This window comes from Lysobacter sp. Root690 (genome assembly GCF_001427785.1).
In the GTDB taxonomy this organism is placed as follows: Bacteria; Pseudomonadota; Gammaproteobacteria; order Xanthomonadales; family Xanthomonadaceae; genus Lysobacter.
This window is the reverse complement of record NZ_LMHM01000012.1, coordinates 709,043-727,999: the sequence shown is the minus strand read 5'-3', so window position 1 is coordinate 727,999 and position 18,957 is coordinate 709,043. Positions and strand designations below refer to the sequence as shown.

The window sequence follows — 18,957 nt, the reverse complement described above, 5'->3', positions numbered from 1 at the left end:
TTGCAAAGGGGGGAACAGCAACGACAAAAGCAAAGGCAAGCGCAAAGGCACTGCGTAGCGCGGTAAACAGGAAGGTAATGACGATGGCTGGTATTTCGCGATTCGAGCACCCAAGCGAACACATCCACACCCGATCAAAAAAACCGATCGGGTTCCCCCCTTTGAAAAAGGGGGGCCAGGGGGGATTTGCTTTGGCTGTTGCTTCTAGCGCGACCGCCTTCTGTCGACAACGCCAACCAGGCACGCCGCAATGACCAAGAAGCAAGTCTTCCAATTCCGCGACGCCCCGCGCGAAATGCCCTCGCGCATCCCGCTGCAACTGCGCCTCAACGGCGACTGGGGCGAACTGTACGGCCGCTTCGCCGAAGTCGAAGCCAAGAAGCAGGCCGGCCGCTGCCTGGATTGCGGCAATCCCTATTGCGGCTGGGCCTGCCCGCTGCACAACTACATTCCGCAGTGGCTGGAACTGGCGCGCGAAGGCCGCCTGCACGAAGCCGCGTCCTTGTGCCACGAAACCAATCCGCTGCCCGAAGTCTGCGGCCGGGTCTGCCCGCAGGATCGTCTGTGCGAAGGCAGCTGCACGCTCAACGACGGCTTCGGCGCGGTCACCATCGGCGCGGTCGAGAAGTACATCGTCGACAACGCGCTCGCCGACGGCTGGCGTCCGGATCTGTCGACGGTGAAGGCCACCGGCCATCGCGTCGCGATCGTCGGCGCCGGCCCGGCCGGGTTGTCGTGCGCGGATCGACTCGCGCGCGCCGGCATCCAGGCGGTGGTGTTCGATCGTTACGAAGCGATCGGCGGCCTGCTGCATTTCGGCATTCCCAGCTTCAAGCTGGAGAAGTCGGTGATGGTCAAGCGCCGCGAAGTGCTCGAAGGCATGGGCGTGCAGTTCCGGCTCGGGGTCGAGATCGGGCGCGATATCAGCCTGGATGCGCTGACCACCGAATTCGATGCGGTGTTTTTGGGATTGGGTTCTTATCGCTACACCGACGGCGGATTGCCCGGACAGGACTTGCGCAACGTACTGCCTGCGCTGCCCTTCTTGGTGCAGAACGGCCGCGTCGTGCAAGGCGACGGCGACAGCCTGCGCTCGGCGCCGATCGCCGGTTGGGAGGATCAGCTCGAACTGCCCGACCTGCGCGGCAAGCGCGTGGTCGTGCTCGGCGGCGGCGACACCGGCATGGACTGCGTGCGCAGCGCGGTGCGCATGGGCGCGGCGCAGGTGCGCTGCGTGTACCGCCGTGACGAGGCCAACATGCCCGGCTCGGCGCGCGAAGTCGCCAATGCGCGCGAGGAAGGCGTGGAGTTCCTGTTCAACCGGCAGCCGCTGCAACTGCTCGGCGACGGCACCACGGTCAACGCGGTGCGCGTCGCCGAAACCCGTCTGGGTCCGCCGGACGCGCGCGGCCGTCAGCGCGCCGAGGCGATCGAGGGCAGCGAATCGGTGCTCGACGCCGACGTGGTGATCATCGCGTTCGGCTTCCAGCCCGATCCGCCGGCGTGGCTGGCGCAGCAAGGCATCGAACTGGCCGACAACGGCCGGATCAGGGTGCTGGCGACCTCGGGCAACTGCGCGACCAAGCGCAAGGCGGCGGCGGGTTTGCCGTACCAGACCACCAATCCGAAGGTGTTCGCCGGCGGCGATGCGGTGCGCGGCGCGGATCTGGTGGTGACCGCGGCGTTCGAAGGACGCGAGGCGGCGGCGGGGATCGTGGCGTTGTTGAGCGAGCGAGCGCCGGTGGCGGCGCGGGACAATTCGCCGTTGGCGAAGGTCGGCTAGAGCTTTCCCTTCTCCCGCTAGCGGGAGAAGGTGCCCGAAGGGCGGATGAGGGGCGCGCGAACCGGAAGAGACGGCGCGATCTGCAGCTCCGCGTGCCCTCACCCCAGCCCTCTCCCGTTTCACGGGAGAGGGAGTGGATCAGGCGCGCTGACTCAGCGCCCCGGCCCCACGTCGATAAACCGCAGGAACTCCGCGCGCGTGCGCGCATCGTCGCGGAACATGCCGAGCATCTTCGAGGTGATCATGCTCACGCCGCGCTTGTGCACGCCGCGGGTGGTCATGCACTCGTGCGCGCCTTCGATCACCACGCCCACGCCGAGCGGCTGCAGCACGTCCTGGATCGACTGGGCGATCTGCGCGGTCATCTTTTCCTGCACCTGGAAGCGCCGCGCATAGGTCTCGACCACGCGCGCGAGCTTGCTGATGCCGACCACCTTGCCGCTGGGCAGGTAGCCCACATGCGCCTTGCCGATGATCGGGGCCATGTGGTGTTCGCAGTGGCTTTCGAACTCGATGTCGCGCAGTACGATCATTTCGTCGTAGCCGGCGACCTCCTCGAACGTCCGCGCCAGGTATTCGCGCGGATCGTCGGTGTAGCCACTGAACCAGTCGCCGTAGGCGGTGACCACGCGCTTGGGCGTGTCGAGCAGGCCCTCGCGGTCGGGATCTTCGCCGGCCCAGCTGAGCAGGACACGGACCGCGGCTTCGGCCTGCTCGCGTGAGGGCTTGTTGTCGTTGTCGGCCATGACGCGGCCTCTTGCGGGTGGGACCGGCATCCTACTCCACCGGGCCGTTCGCGCCGAGTGCGCGGGCCGCAACGCCGGGTTCCAGCAGCCATGCCGCCCGACCCCGCAAGCCCCAGGCCCTTGCGAATCCGAATCCCGAATCCCCAATCCCCAATCCCCAATCCCCAATCCCGAAAATAAAAAAGGTCGCCCCGATGAACCAGGGCGACCAGAAGCTCCCCGGGGGAGAGAGACCTAGGGAGATTGGCCAGCGCGCATGCTTTCAGCGCAAGGGCCGATCGAGCGCGTGCGGCAGGTTGCGCTCTATGTGGTGCCATCCGTCGCGCACCGCGTCGCGCGCTTCGGTCCAGTGCAATCGCGACGCGGCCCGGGCGCGGCTCCAGCCGCGCGCGAGCTGTGCTTCGACATCCTCAAAACGCCGGTCACCGCACTCCAGGAAGCTCTCGTAGCCGTAGCGATAGGCCGGTTCGTAGTCGGGCCATTCGCGACCGGCGCTGTAGTAAGCGGCGAAACGGAATTCACGATGGAAATGCTCGCGGTACTCGCCCGGGTCGATCGCCCGGGCAACTTCCGCGCCGACGCCCTGTTCGTCGTGCTGGGTCATGATGTGCATCAGCTTCCGTATACGGCGGGTACGTCCATGCGCCCCACGCTAGGCGCAGGGGGATGCAATGCAGGTGAAGATTCGCCGCGAATTCGGCGATATTCAGCTTGGGCAGGCGACTCGCTCAGCAGCGTCACGGCCGCGTGACGGCGGCCTGTGCGCGTAGGTCACTCGGAATGCAGAATCACCGCGACATCGCGACCGCTGTTCTGTGCCACGCTGATCGCATTGCTCCCGGCCGAGGCCGCGCTGCGCAGCGCCACGCGCACCCGTTCGAACAATGCCGCCACCTGCTCGCCACGCTGCGACATGGCCAGGCCGATGCTCACGCTCATGACGATTTCGTGGCTGTCGATGCGGAACGGCCGCTGCGCGAAGGTGTCGGCGATGCGGCGCGCGAGCAGTTCGCATTCGACCCGCTCGCATTCGCTGACGATGCCGAAGCAGTCGCCGTCGATGCGCGCGATGGTGTCGTCCGGACGCAGCACCCCGCGCATGCGCGCCAGCGCCTGCTGCAGCAGCGCGTCGCCGACCGCGCGGCCGTAGCGCGCGTTGACCTCGCCGAAGCCGTCCAGGTCGACCAGCAACAGGCCGTAGGTATTGACGTTGAGGCTGCCCGGCGAGGACCAGGCTTCCAGCATCTGTTCGAGCACCTGGGCGTTGAGCGCGCCGGTCAACGGATCGCGCTCCACCGACTGCCGCGCCAGCAGCAGGATGCGGTGGCGGTTGGCGGCATGCTGGCTCAGCGCCAGCGCGAGCACGGCCGATTCCAGCACCGCGGTCAGGGCCAGGCCGCGCTCGGCCCATTCGGCGTCCTGCAGGCCGAGGGTATTGGCGGCGAGCGCGGCGGCGAACACCAGCATCGGGGTCCAGCCCAGCAAGTAATAACCCGCGTACGGCGCGCCCTTGCGCCAAGCCGCGACCGCGATCACCAGCATCAGCGGCACGCCGAGCAGCAACAGCGCGTTGCCGCCGATGTACCACCAGCCGTAAGACTGTTCGCGCAATACGAGCAGGACCAGCAACCAGGCCATGTTGGCCCACTGGATGATGCGCAGCACCCAGGTGGTGCGCGGCATCAGCCGCGGCAGGTCGAGGAAGCGCAGGCTGAAACCGATCTGGAAGATGGTGGCCAGGGTCGCCAGCGCCCAGCCGACCGCCGGCTCGCTGGCCAGGCTGGCCAGGCCCCACATTTCCGAGGCGTCGCCGGACAACAGCAGCAGGTAGGTCGCCATGCAGCCCAGGTAGGCGCCGTAACCGAGGTAGACGAAATCGCGGAACGCGACCCACACCCCGACCATGGCCACCGCCATCAGCATCATCGCGGTGAACGCGGCGGCCATGAAACGCGCGTCGCCGCGCTCCTGGCGGGCGAGTTCGGGAATGCTGGCGAAGGACAGACGGATCTCGCTCATCGCCGCGCGGCCCTTGATCCGCAGATAGGCGACCGACGACGGCGGCCAGCCGTTGGGCAGCGCCAGCACCCAGCCGCGCCGCATCAGCGGCACGCCGCCGTGCTCGGCGTCCTCGACCTCGCGCGCGCCGGCGCCGGGCGGGTAATACAGCAGCGGCCCCATCGCCCGCGGCCCGCGCAGGACCAGCAGCTGGCCGTCCTGGGCGCCGATCGAGCGTTGGCTGGTCAGACGCAGCCAATACCCGGCGTCGCGCCGCGGCAGGCTGAAACGGATCACGTCCTCGGGCCGTTCGGCGACCAGGCTGCGGATCACCGGCGCCCCGACCGGCGGCGCCTGCAGGTCGGTATCGGTCAACAACACCTCGACCTTCAGCGATTGCGCCGCGGCCGGCAGACACAGGCAGGCCAACGCGATCAACAGCGCCCACAGGCCAATACGCATACCCCGGTCCGCCCTCGTATCGGTGAGCGTCGCAGTCTAGCCCGAGTCGATGCAGCTTTGGGGTGGCTTGGATGTGCTCAGGATGCGGGTGGATCGGGCCTATGCACCAAGTCGTCCCGCGCCCCCGCTGCCCTTCTTGAAAAGCTGTTGCTGTTCCCTCCTTTGAAAAAGGGGGGCTGGGGGGATTCGCTTTTCGATCCGATCGCCGCGCCGACCGCAAAAGCGAATCCCCCGCGCACCGATCATCTATCAGCAACGAATCAGCACCGGCGCTCGCCCCCTTTTACAAAGTGGGCGCCGATTTGCGCTCGCGGCACCGGCGGGATGTCCAACCTGCGTTCACCGCCACCTGACGCGCACGGCTTTTGCTGTTCCCCCCTTTGGAAAAGGGGGCTGGGGGGATTCGCTTTTCGCTCCGATCGCCGCGCCAACCGCAAAAGCGAATCCCCCGCGCACCGATCACTTCCGCGCAACACACAGACACCGGCGCTCGCCCCCTTTTGCAAAGTGGGCGCCGACTTTCGCGCGCGGCATCAGCGGGATGTCGAACGTGCATTCATCGCCGTCGAGGCTCTTTGCTGTTGCTGTTCCCCCCTTTGGAAAAGGGGGGCTGGGGGGATTCGCTTTTCGTTCCGATCACCACACCAATTGCAAAAGCGAATCCCCGCGCACCGATCATCTATCAGCAACCAATCAGCACCGGCGCTCGCCCCCTTTTACAAAGTGGGCGCCGACTCGCGCGCCACGCAGCGACTCAGCCGCTCAGCCGCTCAGCCGCTCAGCCGCTCAGCCGCTCAGCCGCATAAACGAATAATTCCGCGAGCACCCACCCGCCTCACCCACCCCGATCGCTGCGCAATTCCTTCACCCGACGCTCGTTCCCCGCCGCCGCGCGCGCGGCGACCACGCTGAAGGCCACGATGCCCAGCATTACCACGCAGGCGCCGACCAGCGCCCGCCCCTGCGGCCAGGTTTCGCCCAGCCACAACGCGCCGATCACCGTGGCGAACAGGATCTCGGCCGCCTGCATGGCCTCGGCCGCGGCCAGCGCGGTGGGGTCGTTGCGGACCATGCCGGTGGCCTGGAAAAACAACACCGTCGCGATCACGCCCGCGCTCAAGGCCACGCCCACGGCCAGGCCAACCTGACCGATCGGCGGCACCCCAGCCTCGACCCCGGCATATACCGCCAGCGCCCACCACAGCGGCTGGCTCGCCAGGGTCATGCCGAACACGCGCTGGGTCGCATTGAGCTCGATCCCGACCTGCTCCATATGCAGCAACAACCCACGGTTGCCGAGCGGATAGGCGACCGCCGACACCGCCACGCAGATCAGCGCGATCCAGCCGGTGCGATCGAGCGTCCCGCCGCCATGACCGAACTGCAGCAGCAACACGCCGGCCACGATTACCGCGCCGATCAACAACGCCGGCCACGGCACCTTCGCCCGCGCATCGCGGTACAGCAACGGCGCGCACAACATGCCGGCGATCACGGTGAGCTGGAAGGTCGCGGCGATCAGCCACACCGGCCCGCTGGATGCGGCATAACTCAAACAGACATAGAACAGGACGAAACCGATCCCGCTCCACAGCAGCCACGGCCCGGGATGCGCGCGGATCGCCCGCCACACCGGGCGCACGCCGCCGAGCAGCGGCATCACCAGCAACAGCATCGGCAAGGTCAACAGATAGCGCAGCGCCGCGGTCCAGGCCCAATGCCCGCCGTCGTTGGCGGCGGCGCGGTTGAGCACGTAGGTGCAGGTGAAGAACAAGGCCGCGGCGAGCGCGATCAGCACCGCCCACAGCGCGCGGCGGCGATCGCTCACGAGCGCGGCCTGATCCGGATGCTCGACACCGGCACCTGCACTTCATCGACCCCGCCCACGCGGATCGGCGTGCCCGGTTCGGGGCCCCAGGCGTGCGCGTAGATCACTTCCCAGGTCGCCGGCAACTGGCCGTTGTCGCCGCGCAGGGCTTCGTACGCCTGCGCGGCGCGGGCGAAACGCTCGCGCCCGGTCAACGCGCGCCGGCGCGTGCTCATCGCATTGGTCGCGCCGAGCGTGCGCAGTTCGCGCATCAGATGCCCCAGGTCGGGATGGCCGAGGGTGAATTCGTCGCGATCGAGCACCGGATTCTTGAACCCCGCGGCGATCAGCGCATCGCCGAACTGGGCGATCGACGGGAACAGGCTCACGTGCGGCGCGGCGTCGGCCTCGGCGAAGGCGCCACGCAATTCGTACAGCGTGTCCGGGCCGAAGGTCGACACCAGCAGCAACCCGCCCGGCTTCAACACGCGGCGAAACCCGGCGAATACCGCGGGCAAATCCTCGACCCATTGCAGGCACAGGTTCGAAAACAACACATCGACGCTGTTGTCGCGTAGCGGCAGCGCGCGCGCGTCGGCGCAGACCGGATCGGGCCGGCGCGCGCCGCCGAGCAGGCGCGGGCGCCAGCCGCCGTCGCCGAAATGCGTGCGCGCTTCGCGCAGCATCGGCAGGGCGAGATCCAGCGCGATCACCTGCGCGCGCGGCCAGCGCTTCTGCATCGCCGCGCTCAGATGGCCGGGACCGCAGCCGATGTCGACCACCACCTCGGGTGCGCGATCGTCGAGGTATTCCAGGGTTTCCGACAAGCGCGCGCCGACTTCGCGCTGCAACGCGGCGGCGCCGTCGTAGCCGTGCGCGGCGCGCGAGAACGAGCGGCGAACCTGACGGTGATCGAACAAATCGGTCATGGCGATTTCAACTGCACAGTGCGGTAAACGGGTGGGGGCGATGGAGCGGTCGGTTTGCGCGAGCGCCCGGCGAGCGAGCGTGGATCAGGCCTGCGCGCCGCGCGCGGACGCGACGACACCGGTGTCGTCGACGAAGGTTTCGATCAGCTGCGCGACCTGATCGGTCGCGCCGAGGAACGGCGCGTGACCAGCATGCGCGATCACTTCGCTGCGACCGCCCGGCGCCAGCGCGGCCGCGGCCGGCATTGCGCCCGACGGCACCAGGCGATCGCGGCGGCCGGAAATCCACAGGCTCGGGACCTGCAGCCGCGGCAATTCGGCGCGCACGTCGAATTCGTCCAGCAACACCAGCCCTTCCTGCAAGGTCCGCGCGGCCGGCTCGCCGCGCGCGAAGGCCTGCTGTTTCAGGCTGCGCAGTTCCTCCTGCGCGCTCGGCGAACCCAGCGCTTCCAGCGCCAGAAAACCCTCCAGGGTGCCGCGGAAATCGCGATCGAGCGCTTCGCCGAAGTTGCGGAACAGATCGGGCGAGACCCCATGCGGCCAATCCTCGCCGACCACGAAGCGCGGCGAAGACGCGATCAGAATCAGACCGCGCACCCGCTGCGCATGATCCAGACCGGCGCGCAGCGCGACCTGGCCGCCGAGCGACCAGCCCAGCCAATACGCATCGGGAATCCGCGCGACCAGATCGGCGGCGAGCGCGCGGGGGTCCAGTGGCGTGCCGTCGTCGCGCGCGTGGCCATGGCCGGGCAGATCGATCAGATGCACGGTGAATTGCGCGGCGAGGCGCTCGACCAGCGGCGCGAACAGGCCGCCGTGCATGGCCCAGCCGTGGATCAGGGCGATGGCCGGACGACCGCTGTCGGGAGGGGCGCCGGTGGTTTCGATGTACATGGGGGAAGGTGGTCCGTGTTGCTTTGCTTGCTGGGTTGCCGGGCGTGGCGGTGGATCGTGCCGCGCTCGTTTTGGTTTTGTCGCGGTGCCGTTGGTGTGAGCTGCGGTGACGCGCTGCCTCGAACAACACGCTTGCCAATGTTCTTTTGCTCGTCATCCCCGCGAAGGCGGGGATCCAGAGACTTCAGAGCCATGCTTCGGTGAAGCCCTGGATTCCCGCCTTCGCGGGAATGACGGCCTCGAGGCGACGTCGCGCTTCAATTCACACCGAACGACTCACGCGGTGCATATCGAATCCTTCCATCCGGTCATTCGATTCACGCCGAGCATTCGCCTCGAACCGCACGTCTCATGCATGCGGCGACGGCTCCTCACCCCGCAACCCATGCAACACCCTCACCGCCTCCTCGCGCCGATCCACCGGCACCAGCAGATGATCGTGATGAAACCCGGCCAGCACATTGCAGGCGATGCCACGCTCGGCCAGCACCCGCGACACCGCGGCGGTCAGGCCCACCGCCTGCAGCGCCGAATGCACGCGCAGGCTCAGCCATGCGGCGACGAAGTCGTAAGCCAGACCGCGCGCGTCGGCATCTTCGCGGCGCAATACGCAGGTCAGTCCTTCGTCCTCGACCACGCTGGCATGCGCGAGTTCGAGCGGCAGGCTCTGCGCGCGCGCGGCGCTGACGAATACGTACTCGCCTGCGCGCACATCGACCTGCAACGTCGCCAGCATCCGCGCCAGATCGGTCTGCGGCCCGCTCTGCATTTGCGAATCGGAACCGACGGGCGACGCGGCCTCGCTCATCGCGCCAGGGTGACGGGCGCGGCGGCGGCGCTGTCGCTGCGTTCGATCGTGACCCGCTCGGCCGCGCGCGCCAGCGCTTCGATCAGGCCGTCGACCTGTTCGCGTGTGTGCAGCGCCGAGAAGGTGACGCGCAAGCGCGCGCGGCCTTCGGGCACGGTCGGCGGGCGGATCGCGGCGACCCAGTAACCCTGTTGCTCCAACGCCTGCGCCATCGCCAGCGCGCGGCGGTCGTCGCCGCACATCACCGGCTGGATCGGGGTGGTCGAATGCAGCACTTCCAGGCCGAGCTTGCCGGCGCGGTCGCGGAAATGCGCGGTGAGTTCGGCGAGCTTCTCGCGCCGCCAATGATCGTGGCGGGCGAGCTTGATCGCCGCGCGCGTCGCCGCGGCCTGGGCCGGCGGCAACGCGGTGGTGTACAGATGGCTGCGCGCGGTTTCGGCCAGGTGGCCGATCAGATCGGCATCGCCGTGCAGCGCGGCGCCGTAGCTGCCGAGCGCCTTGCCGAAGGTCGCCAGTTGCAGCGGCACTTCCTGGGTCGACAGGCGCGAAGCGGCGACCGTGCCGCGTCCGTCCGGACCGGTCACGCCGACACCGTGCGCATCGTCGACGAAGAACACCGCCTTCTGCGCGCGCGCCACCAGGGCGAGGTCGCGCAGCGGCGCGATGTCGCCGTCCATGCTGAAGACGCCGTCGGTGGCGAGCATCGCCAGACCCTCGGGCACGTTCCGCAGCTGACGAATCGCGCCTTCGGGATCGGCATGCGGATAGCGGCGCAAGCGACAGCCGGCCAGACGCGCGGCATCGATCAGGCTGGCGTGGTTCAAGCGGTCCTGCACGCACACGTCTTCTTCGCCGAGCAGGCCCTGCACCGCGGCGATGTTGGCCAAAAACCCGCTGCCGAACAGCAGCGCGCGCGGCGACCCCAGCCAGTCGGCGAGTTCGCGCTCAAGCGCTTCGTGCTGGGCGTGATGGCCGCAGACCAAATGCGAGGCCAGACCGCCGGTGCCTTCGCGCGACGCCGCATCCTGGAACGCATTGGTCACCGCGAAATGCTGCGACAGGCCCAGATAGTCGTTGCTGCAGAAATTAAGCAGCGAACGCCCATCGACTTCGCAACGCGCGCCGTCGCGGTGGGTGACCACGCGATGGGTGCGCGTCCGCGCTTCGGCCACGCGCTGGGCGTGGGCGGCTTGAATCCGTTCGCGCCAAAGGGTTCGCTGGCTGCTCATCGCGGGCTGCTCGTCGCGTTACTGCGCCGCTTCAGGCGGCGCAGGTGTGGGCGGGTACTTCGTCTTCCTCAATACTCGCATGGACGGTGCCCGCGGTCTCGACGATTTGCATCGGCCGCAGGCCCAGGCGGGCGAACAGGGCCATGTCGCGCTCGGTGTCCGGGTTGCCGGTGGTCAGCAGCTTTTCGCCGTAGAAGATCGAATTGGCGCCGGCCAGGAAGCACAGGGCCTGCAATTCGTCGCTCATCGACTCGCGGCCGGCCGACAGCCGCACCATTGACTTGGGCATCAACAGGCGCGCAACTGCGATGGTGCGCACAAATTCGAAGGGGTCGAGCTCGGCGGTGCCGGCCAACGGGGTGCCTTCGACCTGGACCAGCCGGTTGATCGGCACCGAATCAGGATGCGCCGGCAGGTTGGCCAGGGTCTGCAGCAGGCCGGCGCGCTGACCGCGCGACTCGCCCATGCCGACGATGCCGCCGCAGCAGGTCTTCATGCCGACGTCGCGCACGTGTTCGAGCGTGTCCAGGCGATCCTGGAACTCGCGGGTGTGGATGATTTCGTTGTAGAAATCCGGCGCGGTGTCGAGGTTGTGGTTGTAGTAGTCCAGCCCGGCCGCCTTGAGCGACTTGGCCTGGTCGCCCGAGAGCATGCCCAGGGTCGCGCAGGTTTCCAGGCCCAACGCCTTGACCTCGCGGATCATCGCCGCGACCTTCGGGATATCGCGGTCCTTCGGCGAACGCCAGGCCGCGCCCATGCAGAAGCGCGAGGCGCCGGCGGCCTTGGCCTGCTTGGCTTTTTCCAGCACCGCTTCGGTGCTCATCAGTTTGGTCGCGTCCACGCCGGTGTGGTAGCGCGCGGCCTGCGGACAGTAGCTGCAGTCTTCGGGACAACCGCCGGTCTTGACCGACAGCAGGGTGCTGACCTGCACTTCGGCCGGATCGAAATTCTCCCGGTGCACGCTGGCGGCGCGGTGCAGCAATTCGGGGAACGACAGATCGAACAGCGCGCGCACTTCGGCGCGGGACCAGTCGTGGCGGAGCACAGTCGGGGCTTGGGGCGGGGTTTGCACGGGGGCTGGCTCCACAGCGGGGACGTCACTGACGGCGGGCAAGGGGGAGACCGAGGCGCGCCTCGGAGCCGGCAGTCTGGGAAGACGGCGGGTTGCTGTCAACTGACTCGGGGTGAATTTGGTTGACAGGATTGGGTGGTCGGATGGCTGTGTCCAGGGTTGTGTATCGGGGGATTCGGGCAGGGTGAGCGATAGGCGCCGGGGCTCAAGCGCTTTCGCATGAAGAGGTGATGGCTTTGCCGGTTTTGGGGTGGCGGATTTCGCTGCGTCGCCATCTTTATGGGAACGGGCCACCACGGCGGGGGTTTTCGCAGGACGAACCCTGCGGTGTGCCGGCTCGACATCCAGGGCAGCGGCGGCGCCTGTCGATCGGCGGCGTCCGGGTCGATGCGGTCATCCGACATCGATCCATCGCCACCAACCGATGCCGTACGCGCAAGCCGTCGCTGATCCGCGCCATCGACTCGTCCCGTTGCAGTCCCCATCGGCACAGTTCGCGAACTGACGGCGCCTCCTCTGGCGAGACGCTGAGGAGGCCGCGTCGTTACTCCTGGGTCTACACGGCCGTGAAGGCCACGAGTCACGCCTGAGCGAGAACCTCAGGCCCGATGCATTGATACGAGTGCGAGTCGCGCCCCGATCCAGCCGAGCAGCCATCGTCGACGATCGCGGCATTACCCGACACCACCGTCAGCCCCTCGCCGACACAGGCCGGCCGCCGGGGTCGCCATGCTGCGGACATGATCTTCCACGCCCTGGCGGGCCGCGCCCGACGCTTCGACGAATTCTGGCGGCGGGCAGGTTGGTCGCTGTGGCCGCCGCGATGCCTGGTTTGCGCCGAACCTGGGCGGCAAGGCCGCGACCTGTGCGGCGCCTGCTGCGCGATGTGGCCGCGAGCGGGATCGGCGTGTGTGCGGTGTGCAATGCCGTTGCCGGCCGTAACGGTGGCGGGCGATAGCGATTCGTCGTGGACGGGAGCGGACGCCGACAGTTCTCGAACCGGACCGATGATGCCTGTAACGGGACAGATCGATGACGCGGGTCAGCCACGGCTTGCGCGTACGGCAGCGCTCGACGGCGCTGCATTGATCTCGGATCGTCGCATCGACCCGCAAGCCAACGCCGCGCCCGATCGATTCGCGTCCCACCCCGTTCTGATCTGCGGCGCCTGCCTGCGCAGGCCCCCGCCGCTGGATAGCGTGCGCGCCGCCTGCCTGTACCGCACACCGGTCGATCGCCTGCTGCCGCGCTTCAAGTTTCACCGCGACTTGGCGGCCGGGCGTCTGCTCGCCACGATGATGGGCGAGGCCTTCGCGCCGCTGTTCGACGACATGGCATGGCCATCGGACTTGTCGACGATCACGATGCGCGGCGCCGATCCGGATTCGGCCGCATCGGCGGACGTCTCGTCGCCGCGATCAAACAACGCGAACATCGCATCGCAGCGATCGAGCGACGCCGGCATCGCAGCGCGAACGCGCGTTCAGGCCTCGACGGTCGAGCACGATCGCGTCGTCGCGCCCGCGGTGCTAGTCCCGATTCCGCTGCACCGCAGCCGCTTGCGCGAGCGCGGTTACGATCAAGCGCTGGAACTGGCGCGTCCCCTGGCGCGACACCTGGGCCTGCCGCTGCAAACGCAGGCCTTGACGCGCGTACGCGACACCAGCGCGCAATCCCGGCTCGACGCCCGCCAGCGTCGGCGCAACCTGCGCGACGCCTTCACCTGGAACCGCGACATCGCGATGCCGGCGCACGTGGTGCTGATCGACGACGTCATGACCACCGGCGCGACCCTGCATTCGGCCGCACGCGCCTTGCGGCGCGCCGGCGCCGTGCGGATCGATGCGTGGGTATGCGCGCGCGTGCTGTGAGCGCCCGCCGCGGCGCAGCAACCCAATCCACCAACGCATCCAACACCCCCACACTGTAGGAGCTGCGCAAGCTGCGACCGCGAATCACCCATCGCGGCGAACCTGTCAGAACGCGGTCGCGACTCGCGTCGCTCCTACAGTCACCGCCACGCAGCCACGAAAGGCCATGCGGCAAAGTTCCGCCGCACACCCGACTGTAGGAGCTGCGCAAGCTGCGACCTCGAACCAACCCGTCGCGGCGAACCTGTCAGAACGCAGTCGCGACTCGCGTCGCTCCTACAGTCGCTCCCTCGCGACAACGAAGGCCCGTATGGCAAATAACCGGCGTGGCGACGCACGAGTCATCCGACCCCAGGTCGAACTCCATCAGCCCCATCAATCGACCACGGCCACATCCTTGCGCGCCGCCCCGACCCGAATCGTCCAACTGCGCGAATGCACCAACAAACCGCCGGCCATCGCCGGTTTCACGAACGCGGTCTGGTCGGTCGCGCGCAACTCCAGCGTGCGCGTCGCGGGCGTGGCCGCATCCTGGCGGAAGTCGTAACTCGCCGCGGTCGCGCCCGAAATCGCCACGCCGTCGAGGTACCACTGCAAGGCCACCGTGCCGATGCTCGGCCGCAGCACGGTCGCGGCGAAACGCTTGGTGCTGCCGCGCGCGTAGGCGACGGCCGTCGCGGGCGACGGCGACTCGGTGCCCGGCTCGATCAGGTCGATGCCGGCTGCGGGCGAGCCGAAGCCGCCGCGATACAGCATGCGCACGTACTCCTGCCGACACACCGGGCAGAAAGTGCTGCCCAGCGCGCGCATCAAGCAGCTATTGTCGACCGGCCGGTACATGCCGGTGCTCTTGTAGCGCGCGCCTTCGAACAGACCGGTGCCGGCGGTGCCGTCCGGAGTCGGAATCGGCAGGCCCGCGGTGAACCAACTGCGCCACTTCACCAAGCTGGCGTTGCTCTGGTTGGTCACGTTGGCCTCGCACAGCGCGCTGCCGCTGATGTCGCTGCAGGCCGGGAAGCCGGGATACGCGCTTTCGTATTCGTCGGCCAGGCCGTGGAAGCTGTGGCCGAACTCGTGGATCGCAATCAAGGCCGCGCTGCTGTGCGCCGAGATCACCGCGAACGATCCGCCGGCGCCGCCGTAGACCGGGTCGTTGACCGTGACCAGGATCTTGTCCCAGTCCGGAAACCCGGCCGCGGCCGCCATCACCTTGGACGAGCGCGCGGTCAGCAAGCGATGGATCTGGCTGGTGCAGAAGGTCGCATCCAGCGCAGTGGTCACGAACTGGCCGGCGCGCGGATCGGTGCGCGCGGCGGTGTCGGCGCAGCAACTCGTGCCGGTGCAGCCGGCCTGATACGGCGGATGGTCGGCGCCGGACTGGGCCGAGGCGACGAAGCCGGCCTGCCAGTTCACGAAACTCTGGTAGTCCTTGTACGGGCTGACGTTGAACATCGCGGTCTTCAGCGCCGCGACGTTGTTGTTGAAGGTGGTCTGCTCGGCGCTGGTGTAGCCGTCGCCGAGCACCAGGATGTCGAGCCGGTTGGCCGAGTTCGCGGCTTTGACTGCCGCGGATTGCGCGTCGGTCTTGGCATCGAACGACCACGGCGTGCTCGCGCGTGTAGTCGCCGCCAGCGGCAGTTGCGAAGAACGAATCGCCAATTCGCGCAGATCAATGCGCTGCGCCGACTTGGCCGCGCCGTTGCCGATCAGTTCAATTTCATCGGCCTCGTCCAGCGGCACGCGCACCACGAAGGCGCGATGCGGATCGGGCACCATCGGATGCGCGTCAATCGTGCCGTCGCCGTGTTCGGGATCGTGGGCGAATTCGGCGCGGATGAAGTTCGGCACCTGGGTTTCGTACAGCGCCGCGCTCTTGGCGCCGTTGCGCGAGGCGCGATAGGCGATCCGCTGCACGCCGCGTTCGGCCTGACGCGCGCCCTGGCGGTCGCGTTGCGGGTCCGACAACTGCACCTGGGTGTAGAACACCGGTTCGGCGCGGCCTTGCGCGTCCATCTCGAACACGACGTAGTGAGCGGGCACGGCGGCGTAGGCGCATGAGCTGGCCAACAGCCACACGGCGGCGGTGCGCAATAAGGTGGAGGGTTTCATGAGCGGTCCCTGGACGGCGCGGTATCGGAAGACCCGGGCAGGCCCGGGCCGGCAACGTCGGACGCCGATGCCACGATCGACACTGCGACGGTGGCTGCACGCTAGCGCGCGCGGCGCGGACCGATCCACGCACGGGTCGCACTATTCGGGCTCGCGGCGGACGGCGATCTGTGATGGGCGCTCAGGAATTCGCACAAAGCGACGGCAGGGGTGTCCAGCGGCGATGCGGTGGTTGTTCCGTAGACTTTTCCGCGAACGCGTTCATCTCTGCGATCGGTCGATGGCGCTCGCACCCGTCGACGCCCCGCTGTGGCAAAACACCATCGATATAGTCTTCTTCGACAACATGTCGATGTCGCATGACGCGGGCGATGACAGCCTGGGCCCTGGGCGAGAACCTGAGCTCAGACGCAACGAACGGCGACAAGCCGCCATCTACCTACGTTAAAATTCGCACTGCTGGAAAACACCCGCATGAACGCTCGACTCGGCCACGGCGCGTATTGCGCCCAGATCACGGCGAGCCCATGCGACGAACCTGTCGTCTCAACCGGATATACGTGATCGTGAAACGCCCCGACTCCATGCGAGCGATCGAAGCCAGCGGCGCGCGCGGCCGCGTCCATCGCCTGGCCTGCAAAGTGCTGCTGCCGACCGTCATCGGCCTGCTGCTGACCAGCACCGGTTGCCAGCGCATGACCGGCGATGATGCCGCGGCGTTCACCCCGCCGAACCCGGACCTGAATTTCCGCATCCTGCACACCGAACCGTGCACCGGTTGCCGCGAATTCCACGAACCGGATAATCCGATGACGTTCTACGGCCTGCCACGACGGGCGATCCGCGCCGAGGATATCGTCGGCCTGCGCCGTTACGAGCAGCACGGCGAAGAGGGGATCGAACTGCGCTTCGTGCCGGCCGCGGACGCGAAGATCCGCAATCTGAGCCAGGACAATATCGGGAAGCAGATGGCGGTAATGGTCGGCGACGAGCCGGTGCGGATCAGCACCATCCAGAGCGCGTTCTCCGGCGCCATGGTGATAAGCGGGTACACCCTGCCCCAGCGCGAGGCCCTGTTTCAGCGCATGACCTCGGCGGCCGCCAAGGACGCGAAAAGCGCCTCGGCGGAATAAACACAAACCGCTCCGCGGACCCTCGGATGACGTCGGCATCCCCGCCGCGCGTCATCACCCCCTGCTACAGCCCCCAGCCCCCACCCGGTGGCGGAATCCTTTCCGCCACGCGCGCCATCCCGGGCGCATCCCCGATTCCGATCGTCCGCCATCCATGGCGGTCGTTTCCCTGCGCGTCGCCTCCTGGCGAGCCTGATCGAATCGAGCGGGGGTTCCTGACTGGCGATCCTTGCCGTGTCGGTACGGATCTCGATCGCAAGCGCCTGTGCCGACGAGGACGCTTGTCGCTTGCGATGCTTCCCTGATCCGGTTCCGACCTTGGGAGTCCCTTCCCTTTGCTGTGAACCATTATCGCGTCCGCACGTCGCACCCATTAAGAAACCAGCGTGCGAAGCGCGATTTCCCGCGTTTCCGCGAGGCGTGGAAGCTGGCCCGACCTCCGTGTCGGGCCTGTCGCCGCGTCATCCCACGCGACGTTTCCACGCCCATAGAATCGCCCGCGACGCGGCCCGGGTCAGTCGGGCGTCGTCGCGCGGGCGGGTAGGATTTTTCCGCGTTCGCGCGGGTGGCGCCGGGTCAGGGCATGACCGGCGGGTGGTAGCTCAGGGTCAGGCCCAGCAGCCACAGCAGGCCCAGCACCAGCGGGATATGCACCAGCAACTGGATGAAGGTGAAACCGACGATGTCGCGCGCCTTCAGCCCGAGCACGCCGAGCAGCGGCAACATCCAGAACGGGTTGATCAGGTTCGGCAAGGCCTCGGCCGCGTTGTAGACCTGCACCGCCCAGCCCAGATGCACCTGCAGATCGTTCGCGGCCTGCATCACGTACGGCGCTTCGATGATCCACTTGCCGCCACCGGAGGGCACGAAGAAACCGAGCACCGCCGAGTACACGCCCATGACCAGGGTGAAGGTCTCGGTGCTGGCGATATGCACGAACACCGTCGACAAGTGATGCGCCAGGCTCTGCCCGTCGCCGCCCTTGGCCGCGGTCAACAAGCTCGCTATGCCGCCGTACAGCGGAAACTGGATCAGCACGCCGGTGGTGCTCGGCACCGCGCGCGCGACCGCGTTGAGGAAGCTGCGCGGGCGCCAGTGCAGCAGCAGGCCCACGGTCAGGAACACGAAGTTGTAGGTGTTGAGGTTGGCGATCGCGCTGACCGCGGGCTTGGCGGAGAACTCGTACACCAGCCAGCCCAGGCTCAGCGCCGCCAGCAGGATCGTGATCAGCGGGCTGTATTCCAGCCATTCGCCCGGGCGTTGACGCGGCGGCAGGGTGGCGGCGTTCTTCTCTTCCGAGGCGAAACGCTCGGCGCCGTCGAAATCGCGCGCGCGCCGCACCGACTCGCCGCGCGGCGCGGTCACGAAGCACACCACCAGCGACACCGCGATCAGCATCGCGGTCAATACGATCGACTGCCACAGCAGGATGGTTTCGCTGAAGGGGATCACCCCGGTGATCGCCAACAGGCCCGGCGGCATGCTGGCGGGGTTGGCTTGCAACTGCGCGGCCGATGAGCTCAGGCCCATCGCCCACACCGCGCCCAGGCCGAGATACGCCGCCGCGCCCGCGGCGCGATAGTCCATGTCCAGATCGTCGCGACGCGCCAGCGCGCGCACCAGCAGGCCGCCGAATACCAGCGAGAACCCCCAGCTCAGCAGCGAGGTCAGCATGCTGATCAGACCGACGTAGCAGATCGCGCCGCGGCCGCTGCGCGGCACCCGCGCGAGCGCATCGATCACCCGCGCGACCGCCGGCGCGGTAGCCACCACATAGCCGCCGATGACCACGAACGCCATCTGCATGGTGAACGGAATCAGGCTCCAGTAGCCGTCGCCGAACGCGGTCGCGGTGGCGGTCGGGGTCGCGCCGAAGGCGAGCGCGGCGAGCGCGACGATCACCACGCCGAGCGCGGCGAACACGTAGGCGTCGGGAAACCAGCGTTCGGCCCAGGCCGCGCTGCGCAGGGCGAATCGCGCGAGCGGGCCGTCGGCGGGGACGGAGGCGGCTGAGGTCATGACGGACTTCCTTCGACGGATCGCAACGGGGCCAGGCGATTGTCGAGGGGCGCGGGGTCGGGACCACTTGGACTTTAGTCGCAGGGTGTGGGTTGGA

The 18,957-nt window shown here is 67.9% G+C and carries 13 protein-coding genes and 4 pseudogenes; 5 read left to right on the top strand and 12 right to left on the bottom strand.

The genetic code is table 11. From position 1 onward, the window contains the following. The first annotated feature begins 250 nt into the window (after positions 1–250). A complete protein-coding gene (locus ASD86_RS11015; protein WP_056110299.1) occupies positions 251–1,783 on the top strand; it encodes an FAD-dependent oxidoreductase in 1,533 nt (510 codons plus the stop codon). Positions 1,784–1,935: 152 nt separating this feature from the next. On the opposite strand, the gene folE is transcribed toward ASD86_RS11015, so the two are convergent. The 9 genes and pseudogenes from folE to bioB all read right to left on the bottom strand — a co-directional run. Continuing rightward, the gene (gene folE, locus ASD86_RS11010) at positions 1,936–2,529 is read right to left on the bottom strand and encodes a GTP cyclohydrolase I FolE (protein WP_036105156.1); all 594 of its coding nucleotides are present in this window, start codon (positions 2,527–2,529) and stop codon (positions 1,936–1,938) included. Positions 2,530–2,791: 262 nt separating this feature from the next. After that, positions 2,792–3,142, bottom strand: a complete 351-nt coding sequence (locus tag ASD86_RS11005) for a hypothetical protein (protein WP_056110297.1) — start codon at positions 3,140–3,142, stop codon at positions 2,792–2,794. Positions 3,143–3,300: 158 nt separating this feature from the next. Further along, complete coding sequence (locus ASD86_RS11000) at positions 3,301–4,989, bottom strand: diguanylate cyclase (RefSeq protein ID WP_056110295.1); 1,689 nt, start codon at positions 4,987–4,989, stop codon at positions 3,301–3,303. Between the two features lie 835 nt (positions 4,990–5,824). Beyond that, on the bottom strand, positions 5,825–6,817 hold the full coding sequence (locus tag ASD86_RS10995; RefSeq protein ID WP_056110292.1) for a multidrug resistance efflux transporter family protein: 993 nt from the start codon (positions 6,815–6,817) through the stop codon (positions 5,825–5,827). Further along, entirely contained in the window at positions 6,814–7,725 is a 912-nt protein-coding gene (gene bioC, locus ASD86_RS10990) for a malonyl-ACP O-methyltransferase BioC (RefSeq protein WP_056110290.1), read from the bottom strand. Before bioC ends, ASD86_RS10995 begins: the two co-directional genes overlap by 4 nt. Positions 7,726–7,809: 84 nt before the next feature. Then, positions 7,810–8,619, bottom strand: a complete 810-nt coding sequence (gene bioH / locus ASD86_RS10985) for a pimeloyl-ACP methyl ester esterase BioH (RefSeq protein WP_056110288.1) — start codon at positions 8,617–8,619, stop codon at positions 7,810–7,812. 349 nt (positions 8,620–8,968) lie between these two features. Next, complete coding sequence (locus tag ASD86_RS10980; protein ID WP_056110286.1) at positions 8,969–9,388, bottom strand: ACT domain-containing protein; 420 nt, start codon at positions 9,386–9,388, stop codon at positions 8,969–8,971. Between the two features lie 35 nt (positions 9,389–9,423). Beyond that, complete coding sequence (gene bioF / locus ASD86_RS10975; RefSeq protein WP_036105166.1) at positions 9,424–10,656, bottom strand: 8-amino-7-oxononanoate synthase; 1,233 nt, start codon at positions 10,654–10,656, stop codon at positions 9,424–9,426. Positions 10,657–10,759: 103 nt separating this feature from the next. Beyond that, positions 10,760–11,701 (bottom strand): annotated as a pseudogene (gene bioB / locus ASD86_RS10970) (biotin synthase BioB); the annotation flags it as partial. A 767-nt stretch (positions 11,702–12,468) separates the two neighbouring features. On the opposite strand from bioB, the pseudogene ASD86_RS27790 reads away from it, so the two are divergent. Then, positions 12,469–12,669 (top strand): annotated as a pseudogene (locus ASD86_RS27790) (double zinc ribbon domain-containing protein); the annotation flags it as partial. A 195-nt stretch (positions 12,670–12,864) separates the two neighbouring features. Continuing rightward, positions 12,865–13,029 (top strand): annotated as a pseudogene (locus ASD86_RS27785) (ComF family protein); the annotation flags it as partial. Here ASD86_RS27785 and ASD86_RS27780 read toward each other — a convergent pair. After that, positions 12,987–13,193, bottom strand: a complete 207-nt coding sequence (locus tag ASD86_RS27780) for a hypothetical protein (protein ID WP_235567739.1) — start codon at positions 13,191–13,193, stop codon at positions 12,987–12,989. The pseudogene ASD86_RS27785 and the gene ASD86_RS27780 sit on opposite strands and share 43 nt — an antisense overlap. A 64-nt stretch (positions 13,194–13,257) precedes the next feature. Between ASD86_RS27780 and ASD86_RS27775 the strand changes: the two are divergent. Next, positions 13,258–13,599, top strand: a pseudogene (locus ASD86_RS27775) (phosphoribosyltransferase family protein); the annotation flags it as partial. Between the two features lie 375 nt (positions 13,600–13,974). Here the strand turns inward: ASD86_RS27775 and ASD86_RS10960 are convergent. Continuing rightward, entirely contained in the window at positions 13,975–15,708 is a 1,734-nt protein-coding gene (locus ASD86_RS10960) for a M64 family metallopeptidase (RefSeq protein WP_056110284.1), read from the bottom strand. Positions 15,709–16,079: 371 nt separating this feature from the next. Here ASD86_RS10960 and ASD86_RS10950 point away from each other — a divergent pair, with 371 nt between their 5' ends. Continuing rightward, positions 16,080–16,841, top strand: coding sequence for a hypothetical protein (locus ASD86_RS10950; protein ID WP_157476494.1), 762 nt, complete (start codon positions 16,080–16,082; stop codon positions 16,839–16,841). Positions 16,842–17,417: 576 nt separating this feature from the next. Here the strand turns inward: ASD86_RS10950 and ASD86_RS10945 are convergent. Continuing rightward, entirely contained in the window at positions 17,418–18,860 is a 1,443-nt protein-coding gene (locus tag ASD86_RS10945; RefSeq protein WP_056110278.1) for a TIGR00366 family protein, read from the bottom strand. Between the last annotated feature and the right edge of the window lie 97 nt (positions 18,861–18,957).

Coding starts and splice junctions, on each gene's coding strand:
- ASD86_RS11015 (WP_056110299.1), top strand. CDS start 251: ATGACCAAGAAGCAAGTCTTCCAATTCCGCGACGCCCCGCGCGAAATG.
- bioF (WP_036105166.1), bottom strand. CDS start 10,656: ATGAGCAGCCAGCGAACCCTTTGGCGCGAACGGATTCAAGCCGCCCAC.
- ASD86_RS11000 (WP_056110295.1), bottom strand. CDS start 4,989: ATGCGTATTGGCCTGTGGGCGCTGTTGATCGCGTTGGCCTGCCTGTGT.
- ASD86_RS10950 (WP_157476494.1), top strand. CDS start 16,080: ATGACAGCCTGGGCCCTGGGCGAGAACCTGAGCTCAGACGCAACGAAC.
- ASD86_RS10960 (WP_056110284.1), bottom strand. CDS start 15,708: ATGAAACCCTCCACCTTATTGCGCACCGCCGCCGTGTGGCTGTTGGCC.
- bioH (WP_056110288.1), bottom strand. CDS start 8,619: ATGTACATCGAAACCACCGGCGCCCCTCCCGACAGCGGTCGTCCGGCC.
- ASD86_RS10980 (WP_056110286.1), bottom strand. CDS start 9,388: ATGCAGAGCGGGCCGCAGACCGATCTGGCGCGGATGCTGGCGACGTTG.
- ASD86_RS10945 (WP_056110278.1), bottom strand. CDS start 18,860: ATGACCTCAGCCGCCTCCGTCCCCGCCGACGGCCCGCTCGCGCGATTC.
- folE (WP_036105156.1), bottom strand. CDS start 2,529: ATGGCCGACAACGACAACAAGCCCTCACGCGAGCAGGCCGAAGCCGCG.
- ASD86_RS11005 (WP_056110297.1), bottom strand. CDS start 3,142: ATGCACATCATGACCCAGCACGACGAACAGGGCGTCGGCGCGGAAGTT.
- bioC (WP_056110290.1), bottom strand. CDS start 7,725: ATGACCGATTTGTTCGATCACCGTCAGGTTCGCCGCTCGTTCTCGCGC.
- ASD86_RS27780 (WP_235567739.1), bottom strand. CDS start 13,193: ATGCCGGCGTCGCTCGATCGCTGCGATGCGATGTTCGCGTTGTTTGAT.